Origin of the sequence: Curtobacterium sp. PhB142 (genome assembly GCF_004341255.1) — a bacterium.
GTDB lineage: Bacteria > Actinomycetota > Actinomycetes > Actinomycetales > Microbacteriaceae > Curtobacterium.
In genome coordinates, this window is sequence record NZ_SLUT01000003.1 from 488,778 (window position 1) to 496,968 (window position 8,191).

Here is an 8,191-nt window from a genome sequence, read left to right on the forward strand (position 1 = left end):
CGTCCTTCCGGGGCCACCCCCGCGAAAGCGACAGAGTGCTGCGGAACATCCGCGCACTTCTGTCGCTTTCGTGCGTCAGCGGGACAGGACGGCCCACCCCCTGGCCGGGAGGCGCAGGGTTCCGTCCCCGAGATCCGCGCCGCCCGCCTCCACCTGCGTCGCATCCGCCGCGGGCACCTCGACGGGATCGGCCGACAGGTTCAGGGCGGTCACCACGGCCGCGTCCGACGTCGCGGTCCGCAGGACGACCGCCGTGTTCGTCAGGTGCACCACGTCGGTGTGCGCCCGGTGCAACCACGGGTTGCGGCGGCGCAGGGCGATCAGGGCCTCGTACGCGTGCGTCAGGTCCCCCGCTGCGGGTGGTGTTTCCGGGAACTCCGGTCGGACCGCGTCGTCACCGCCCTCGCGTTCCTCCTTCACACCGGTCCAGCCGTACTCGTCGCCCGCGTAGACGATCGGGGTGCCGGCGACGGTGAGCAACACCGCGGCCGCGTGTCCGGCGAACTGCTCCCCCACCGCGCTCGCGATGCGGGTGACGTCGTGGTTGCCGATGAAGGTCGTCGGGGCGAACGTCTCGAGCAGGGCGTCGTGCCGCTCGATCGCGTGCGCCAGCTCGTGGCCGTTGCCGTCCGCTATGCCGTGCCAGATGCCCTGCCACAGTTCGTACTGCGTCAACGAGTCCATGGTCGACTCCCGCGCGATCGCCGCCGCGTCGCCGTGGATCACCTCACCGCTGAACCACGCGTCCGGGAACCGCTCGCGCACCCGCGGCAGCACCCTCGCCCAGAACGCCGGTGGCACCGCGTACGCCGCATCGAGGCGCCAGCCGTCGATCCCGCGCTCCAGCCAGTGCGTCATCACCTGGACGACGAGGTCCTCGGTCGCTCGGCTGTCGTGGTCCAGCGCCACGAGGATGTCGTGTCCCTCGAACAACCCGACGGGAACCGGCTGCCCCGGCGTCCACCCCGACCAGTCGATCGCGAACAGGCCGGCGGTCGCCGCGTCCGGTCCCTCTTCTCCGAGCGCCCGGAACGCCGGGTGTTCACGACCGACGTGGTTGAAGACACCGTCGAGCAGGACCCGGATCCCCCGCTCGTGCGCCGCGGACACCAGGCGGTCGAAGTCGGCGTCGTCGCCGAGTCGGGGGTCGATCCGGGAGTAGTCCACCGTGTCGTAGCCATGGGTGGAGCTCGCGAACACCGGCCCGAGCACCAGGCCGTTCAGGCCGAGGTCCACCACGTGGTCGAGCCAGGGTTCGACGCGGCCGAGACGGTGCTCGACGGCGCGCTCCTCGACCGGCACTCCCGGGCGGACGTCCGCCCCGACGAACCCGAGCGGGTAGACGTGCCACCACATGACGTGCGGCACCCAGGCGGGCTCGGGCGGACGGATCGGTGCGGTGTCGGTGCTCACCCCTCGACACTGCCAGCCGCGCCTGTGCTGGGCGCTCCTGTGCTGGGAACGGACAGGGACGACAGGACGAGGATGTGGGCATGGGACGTGCGATCAGGACGGAAGCGGACGCTGCGGCGTCGGAGTCGGCACAGGCCGATCGGACCTGTGCGTCGTGCGGCCGTCGGATGCCGTCGACGGCGGCGCCCGAAACCAAGTGGTGTTCCCGCGCCTGCCGTCGCCACGGAGTGGACCGGACGGACCTGGCACTCGAACAGCGCATCGACGAGCTGCTCGCCGCACGGGCACGCACCTCGAGCATCTGCCCGTCCGAGGTCGCTCGGTCGCTCGAACCGGACGACTGGCGCCCGCTCATGGAGCCCGCCCGTCGAGCGGCCCAGCGCATGATGGCGCGCGGCGAGGTCGAGATCACCCAGGGCGGCTCCGTCGTGGACCCGTCGACCGCGAAGGGCCCGATCCGCATCCGCCGCCCGCGGTGAGGGAACACCTGTCGTGCACCGTCGGTTGGGGACGGGGATGACTGCAACCGGATCGACCGAACTGACCTCCACCCAGCCCCGAGCCCTCGTCGTGGGAGCGAGCGGCATCACCGGCTCCGCCCTGGTGAGCCACCTGCTCGACCTCGGCTGGGACGTGACCGCGCTGTCGCGCCGACCGCTCCCCCAGCAGGACGTCCGGACCGTCGCCGCGGACCTCCGCGATCCCGACAGCCTCGGCGCCGCGCTGGCCGACGAGCGTCCCACGCACGTGTTCTTCACCGCATGGCAGCGCCAGGAGACGGAGGCGGAGAACATCCGCGTGAACGGCGGCATGGTCCGCGACCTGCTCGTCGCACTCGCGCACGCCCCGCTGGCGCACGTGGCGCTCGTGACCGGGCTGAAGCACTACCTCGGCCCGTTCGAGGCCTACGCCGCGGGCGAGATGCCGGACACACCCTTCCACGAGGAAGAGCCCCGCCTGGACACCCCGAACTTCTACTACGCGCAAGAGGACGAGCTGTTCGCCGCCGCCGAGCGCCAGGGCTTCACGTGGTCGGTGCACCGCTCGCACACCGTGATCGGGCACGCCGTCGGCAACGCCATGAACATGGGCCTGACGATCGCGGTGCAGGCGACGCTCGCGAAGGAGCTCGACCTGGACTTCGTGTTCCCGGGCAGCGAGGCGCAGTGGAACGGCCTGACCGACATGACCGAGGCGGGGATCCTCGCCGAGCAGATGGTGTGGGCGGCGACCGCACCCGAGGGTGCCGACGAGGCCTTCAACATCGTGAACGGCGACGTCTTCCGGTGGCGCTGGATGTGGCCGCGCCTGGCTGCACACCTCGGCGTCGACCCGGCCCGTGTGGTCGGGTACCAGGACGAGCCGCGTCCGCTCGAGCAGCAGATGGCGCCGTACGAGTCGGAGTGGGCCGGCATCGCCGAGCGACACGGTCTGGCAGAGGCGGACATCACGCGGCTCGCCTCGTGGTGGCACACCGACGCCGACCTCGGTCGCGCGATGGAGGTCGTCACCGACATGGGGAAGAGTCGCGAGGCCGGGTTCACGGCCTTCCGCCGGACGGAACGCGCGTTCGCCGACCTGTTCGCGCGCTACCGGGCCGACCGACTCATCCCCTGAGCCGTCGGCCCGGGACAGCGGGCTACAGCGCGAGCAGGAGCACCACGAGCGTCGCGACCGACAGCACCAGCAGGACGACGGCGCCCTGCAGGTCCTTGTCGTGCGCTCGGAGGTGCGCCACCACGGCACCGACGAAGTAGACTACCGCGCCGATGGCCGCGGCGATGGCGAGCGGCACCCACCAGATGCCGATGACGAGCCCGGCGGCAGCGACGACCTCGAGCACCCCGAGGACCGTCATCTGCGAGGGAGTGACGTGGACGGCCTGCATCGAGCCGGCGATCTTCGGGTTGCGGACGAGTTTCATGACGCCCGACCCGAGCAGGGCCACGGCGAGGACGAGGGACAGGACGACGGCAGCGATGTGCACGGGGAACTCCAGGTGGTGAAACGGATGGTTGTCCCCGTTTCAAACCGGGGACTGCTCCCCGTATTCCCGGCCGCGCGATCTAGGCTCGGTGCATGACCCGCCGAGACGTCGCCCGGAACCGTCAGGCGCTCGTCGACGCGGCACGGTCCGCGTTCACCGACCACGGCCTCCAGGCTGCCCTGGAACCGATCGCGGTCGCAGCGGGACTCGGCAACGCGACCCTGTACCGGCACTTCCCGACCCGAGCGGCGCTGTGGGAAGCCGTCCTGGTCGAGCCGATGCACGAGGTGCTCGACCTCGTCGAGCACTGCCGCGAGCTGTCCGCCTCGGACCCGTGGGAGGGCTTCGCGACCTTCGTCCGCGAGACGGCGGCGATCGAGGCGCGCCGCACCGGCTTCAGCGAGCTCATGACCACCGACTACCGCGACGCTCCGGAACTGCTCCGGCTCCGCATCGCCGTGCAGGACGGGATCGACGCCCTCTTCACAGCCGGACAGGCGGCCACGGTCATCCGCGCCGACGCCACCCTGGCCGACGTCGCACTCCTGCAGCTGTCGATCGCGGAGACGATCCGCACGTTCGGCCGGGTCGCACCCGAGGCGTACCGACGCTGGGTGGACCTGGTGCTCGACGGGTTCCGGGCGGTGGACGTCCCGCGCGGCGTGCTGGCCGGACGCCCCCTGCGCGGCGATCAGGTCCGTCGGGCCCTGGCGGAGCGCCACCAGCCCGCCGGCCGTCAGAAGGCGTAGCGGATCCGACAGGACGGCAGGTGCTCGGCGACGAGCTCGCGGAAGCGCTCGACGAGCTGCCCCTTCATCCCGGACCGGTAGCGGACGTTCACCGCGCCGTTCTGCGACACCTTCTGCTCCTGCAGGTCGGGGCGCCAGAGCAGGTTCTCGGCCTTCGGGTGCCAGCCGAGGTTGACCTCGTGCAGGGGTTGGTTGTGCGTGAGGAAGATCACCTCGGCCGCGATCTGCGCCTTGGCGGCCGGTGACAGTACGTCGTTGACCTGCCGCAGCAGCTCGGTCCAGTCGGACTCCCACGTCGGGGTGACGATGACGGGCGAAAAGTTCAGGTGGACCTCGTAGCCGGCGTCGACGAACTCGTTCACCGCAGCGATCCGCTCGGCGACGGGACTCGTCCGGATGTCGGTGACCTTCGCGGTGTCGTGCGGCATGAGCGAGAACCGGATGCGCGTGCGGCCCATCGGGTCCCAGTCGAGCAACTCGCGGTTGACGTACTTCGTCGCGAAGGACGCCTTCGCGGTCGGGGTCATCCGGAACAGGTCGCACAGGTCACGGACGTTGTCGCTGATCATCGCGTCGACCGAGCAGTCGCTGTTCTCGCCGATGTCGTACACCCACGACTCGGGATCGCACTGGTTCGGCTCGGTCTTCGGCCCCTGCTTCGCGATGTTGCGAGCGACGTGCTTCGTGATCTGGTCGATGTTGGCGAACACCGTGACGGGGTTGCTGTAGCCCTTGCGCCGCGGGACGTAGCAGTACGCACACGCCATCGCACAGCCGTTCGCCGTCGAGGGCGCGATGAAGTCGGCGGAGCGGCCGTTCGGTCGCGTGATCAACGACTTCTTCACGCCGAGCACCAGCGCCTCGGTCTTGATCCGGACCCACCGCTGCACGTTGCGCTCGTCGCCGTGCACCTCGGGGATGTTCCAGTGGGACTCCACCGGCACGATCTCGGCGTCCGGCCAGCGCCCGATCACCTCTTGCCCGCGCTGCAGTTCGAGGGCAGCGGGCTCGGCGTAGATCCGACGGACGTCGAGCATCGGGCGGGCGCGGTCGTTGCTCATCGACTCCTGTCTACCGGGGACCACTGACGGTGCAGACTCGGGGCATGACCGCCGAAGCCGACGACCATTACTTCGTGGTGAACGGCCGACGCTGGCGCCGCACCGACCCGGCCCTGCCCGAGGAACTCGCGGCCGCGCTCCGCTCCCACCTGGGGCGCGGGCGCAACGCGGTGAAGACCGCGAAGCGCGCCGGCGACGACGCTGCGCTGGCCGCGGCTCGGCACCGGAACGGCCTCGCGAAGCACGGGCTGGGCGAGCGCGGGCCGGAGTGGTGGACGCGCCCCGAGGCCGATCGGATCGCCGACGCCGAGCGGGCACTCGCCGATCTGGACGCCCTGCCGTGACGACGATTCGTCCGCCGCGCCTGGATCGCATCCTGAACCTCATCGTGTTCGGCCCGGTGATGATCGGGACAGGAGTCGCACTCGCGAGCGTGGCCTTCGTTCCCGGAGCATCGGCGCGGGTGTTCGTCTTCGTCCTCGGTGTCGCCTTCATCGCCGGTGGGACCTGGGCCACGGCCAGGCTCCGTCGCGTCGCCGTGCACCTGTCCGACGAAACCCTCCGGTACTCCGGCTTCCTGTCGTCGTGGACCGCACCGCGTGCGGGCATCACCGCGGTGCTCGACGACGCGTACGTCGAGTGGCGCGATGATCGCGGGGTCGGCCACCGACGGCAGATCTGGCTGCTGACCCGGGCTTGGGCGGACGACGGCACGAAGTTCGCCCCGCTCTGGCGCTGGCGACACGAGGCGCTCCTCGAGGTGCGGGCGTGGGCAGCGAATCACGAAGTCCGAAACGTCCCATGACGCCCGCGGTGGAAAGCGGAATCGGGCGTACCTGGTCGGAAGTTCCGACCAGGTACGCCCGATTCGACCAGGTACGCGGCGCGCCTCGTCAGCCCTCGGTGTGGCCCAAGGACGGCTCGAGGAGCAGGTGGGCCGTGCGGGATGCCGACGCGTGCAGCTCGAGGACGACGAGGTCGTTCCGACCCTGGCGCAGGACCGGGCCCGGGATCGCCAGGGTCTGCTGCGGGCCGCGCGACCAGTACCGACCGAGGCAGAACCCGTTCACCCAGGCGACACCCTTGCGGAAGCCGTCGAGCGCCAGGTAGCGGTCGTCCACCGCGTCGAGGTCGAACGACCCCGCGGCGAAGGTCGGCCCGGCGAGCACCTCGCCGTCCGTCGGTTCCACGGCCGACAGCGCATCGAGGGCGGACGGTGCGATCGGGTCGAGCGCCAACGGTGCCGCGGTCCAGCGCGACAGCGAGACACCGTCGACGGCGACTCCTCCGATCAGGCCCTTCGGTTCGCCGATGCGGATGCCGTAGTCGACCCGGCCCTGGTCCTCGACGAGCAGTTCGAGCGTGCCGGTCACCGGCGGCAGGACGACGGCGCGGTCGTGGTGCTCGCGCTCCAGGACGCCGACGACGACGCCGTCGACGGACACGATCGCGCGGTCGCGGACCTCTTCCCCGATGGTCAGCACTCCGCCGGTCGGCAGGTCGAGCTCGGCGCGGTACAGGACGAAGCCGCTGGCCGCACCGAGGGCGTCGAACGTCGGCGGCTCGTCGTGCGCCGACCACGTCGTGAGGGTGGGCAGCAGGGAGCGGAGCGACGCGACGCGGCCGAGGCGGACGGCGACGTCCGTGGCGGGGGTGATCCGGGCCTCCAGGCCGACTTCGTCCGCCGCATCGGACGCGAGTCGACCCGACCCACCCGGCTCCATGGATGCCGGCAGCGGCGGGACGGGCGCGTAGCGCTCGATGACCGCGCGGAAGGCGTGGAACTTCGAGGTGGGCCGACCGGCCTCGTCGAGTGGGGCGTCGTAGTCGTACGACGTCGCGATCGGACGGTAGACGCCCTTGTCGTTCGCGCCGTTCGTGAAGCCGAAGTTCGTGCCACCGTGGAACATGTAGATGTTGACCGAGCCACCGGCGGCCAGCAGGACGTCGAGGTCCGCAGCGCTGTCCGCGGCCGAGGTGGTGTGGTGGTGCTCGCCCCAGCTGTCGAACCAGCCGTCCCAGAACTCCGAGCACATCAGGGGGCCGGTGGGCTGGGCCTGGCGGAGCCGCTCGAGGCGCGCGGCGGACCGCGAGCCGAACGAGCCGGTCTTGTGCAGCGACGGCAGCGAACCGTCCTCGAGCATCGTGCCCATCGGCTGGTCGACGCTCGTGAACGGGACGGTCAGCCCGATGTCGCGGTGCATCTGCTCGAGTGCACGCAGGTACTCGGGGTCGGAGCCGTACGCGCCGTACTCGTTCTCGACCTGCACCAGGACGATGGGCCCGCCCTGGTCGATCTGCCGCGGGACCAGCACGGGGGCCAGGTGCTGCAGGTACGTCTGGACCGCCGCGAGGAACCCGGGCTCGTTGCGCCGGACGCCCACGGAGCCGTCCGCGAACAACCAGTACGGCAGACCGCCGTTGGCCCACTCCGCGCAGATGTAGGGGCCGGGTCGGACGATGGCGTGCATCCCCTCGGCAGCGACCAGGTCGAGGAACCGGCCGAGGTCGAGCCCGCCGGTCAGGTCGAAGACGTCGGGCGATGGCGCGTGCGCGTTCCAGGCGACGTAGGTCTCGATGGTGTTGAGGCCCATCAGCTTCGCCTTGCGGATCCGGTCGGCCCACAGGTCGGGGTGCACGCGGAAGTAGTGGATCGCGCCGGACAGCACGCGGTGCGGCTCGCCGTCGAGCAGGAAGTCGGTGTCGCCGATGGCGAATCGCATGTGATGACTCTTTCAGACAGCGGGGTGGGGGGGGGGGGGGGGGCCCCCCCCCCCGGGGGGGGGGGGGGGGGGGGGGTGGGGGGGGGCGGGGGGGGGGGGGGGGGGGGGGGGGGGGGGGGGGGGGGGGGGGGGGCGCGGGGGCGCGCGGGGGGGGGGGGGGGGGGGGGCGCGCCCGCCCCCCCCGGGGGGGGGGGGGGGGGCGGGCCCCCGCCCCCCCCCCCCCCGCCCGGCGCGGCGCCGGGAGCCACGCCCGACACC

9 protein-coding genes are annotated in these 8,191 nt (G+C 71.6%); 5 read left to right on the forward strand and 4 right to left on the reverse strand.

Annotation, left to right across the window (positions count from 1 at the left end; all coding sequences use genetic code 11):
- Positions 1-75 precede the first annotated feature (75 nt).
- Positions 76-1,413, reverse strand: coding sequence for an alpha-amylase family glycosyl hydrolase (locus EDF31_RS08615; RefSeq protein WP_243649941.1), 1,338 nt, complete (start codon positions 1,411-1,413; stop codon positions 76-78).
- 227 nt (positions 1,414-1,640) lie between these two features.
- On the opposite strand from EDF31_RS08615, the gene EDF31_RS20330 reads away from it, so the two are divergent.
- Positions 1,641-1,892 (forward strand): DUF3253 domain-containing protein, encoded by a 252-nt coding sequence (locus tag EDF31_RS20330; RefSeq protein ID WP_235035881.1) that lies wholly within the window; start codon positions 1,641-1,643, stop codon positions 1,890-1,892.
- Between the two features lie 37 nt (positions 1,893-1,929).
- On the forward strand, positions 1,930-3,030 hold the full coding sequence (locus tag EDF31_RS08625) for an SDR family oxidoreductase (protein ID WP_131845836.1): 1,101 nt from the start codon (positions 1,930-1,932) through the stop codon (positions 3,028-3,030).
- A gap of 22 nt (positions 3,031-3,052) precedes the next feature.
- Here EDF31_RS08625 and EDF31_RS08630 read toward each other — a convergent pair whose 3' ends face one another.
- Positions 3,053-3,400 (reverse strand): DoxX family protein, encoded by a 348-nt coding sequence (locus EDF31_RS08630; RefSeq protein ID WP_131845837.1) that lies wholly within the window; start codon positions 3,398-3,400, stop codon positions 3,053-3,055.
- 92 nt (positions 3,401-3,492) lie between these two features.
- Between EDF31_RS08630 and EDF31_RS08635 the strand changes: the two genes are divergently transcribed.
- Positions 3,493-4,149, forward strand: a complete 657-nt coding sequence (locus EDF31_RS08635; RefSeq protein WP_131845838.1) for a TetR/AcrR family transcriptional regulator — start codon at positions 3,493-3,495, stop codon at positions 4,147-4,149.
- On the opposite strand, the gene EDF31_RS08640 is transcribed toward EDF31_RS08635, so the two are convergent.
- Entirely contained in the window at positions 4,137-5,210 is a 1,074-nt protein-coding gene (locus tag EDF31_RS08640; protein WP_131845839.1) for a spore photoproduct lyase family protein, read from the reverse strand. The genes EDF31_RS08635 and EDF31_RS08640 overlap by 13 nt on opposite strands.
- A 44-nt stretch (positions 5,211-5,254) precedes the next feature.
- Here EDF31_RS08640 and EDF31_RS08645 point away from each other — a divergent pair, with 44 nt between their 5' ends.
- Together EDF31_RS08645 and EDF31_RS08650 are read left to right on the forward strand one after the other, a co-directional pair.
- On the forward strand, positions 5,255-5,554 hold the full coding sequence (locus EDF31_RS08645) for a biopolymer transporter Tol (protein ID WP_123938474.1): 300 nt from the start codon (positions 5,255-5,257) through the stop codon (positions 5,552-5,554).
- The gene (locus tag EDF31_RS08650) at positions 5,551-6,015 is read left to right on the forward strand and encodes a hypothetical protein (protein WP_131845840.1); all 465 of its coding nucleotides are present in this window, start codon (positions 5,551-5,553) and stop codon (positions 6,013-6,015) included. The genes EDF31_RS08645 and EDF31_RS08650 overlap by 4 nt, the downstream gene beginning before the upstream one ends.
- 88 nt (positions 6,016-6,103) lie before the next feature.
- Here EDF31_RS08650 and EDF31_RS08655 read toward each other — a convergent pair whose 3' ends face one another.
- A complete protein-coding gene (locus EDF31_RS08655; RefSeq protein ID WP_131845841.1) occupies positions 6,104-7,933 on the reverse strand; it encodes a beta-galactosidase family protein in 1,830 nt (609 codons plus the stop codon).
- Between the last annotated feature and the right edge of the window lie 258 nt (positions 7,934-8,191).

What these genes read in the sequence shown, in the direction of transcription:
- EDF31_RS08625 (WP_131845836.1), top strand. Translation starts at nt 1,930, where the DNA reads ATGACTGCAACCGGATCGACCGAACTGACCTCCACCCAGCCCCGAGCC.
- EDF31_RS08635 (WP_131845838.1), top strand. Translation starts at nt 3,493, where the DNA reads ATGACCCGCCGAGACGTCGCCCGGAACCGTCAGGCGCTCGTCGACGCG.
- EDF31_RS08640 (WP_131845839.1), bottom strand. Translation starts at nt 5,210, where the DNA reads ATGAGCAACGACCGCGCCCGCCCGATGCTCGACGTCCGTCGGATCTAC.
- EDF31_RS08645 (WP_123938474.1), top strand. Translation starts at nt 5,255, where the DNA reads ATGACCGCCGAAGCCGACGACCATTACTTCGTGGTGAACGGCCGACGC.
- EDF31_RS08655 (WP_131845841.1), bottom strand. Translation starts at nt 7,933, where the DNA reads ATGCGATTCGCCATCGGCGACACCGACTTCCTGCTCGACGGCGAGCCG.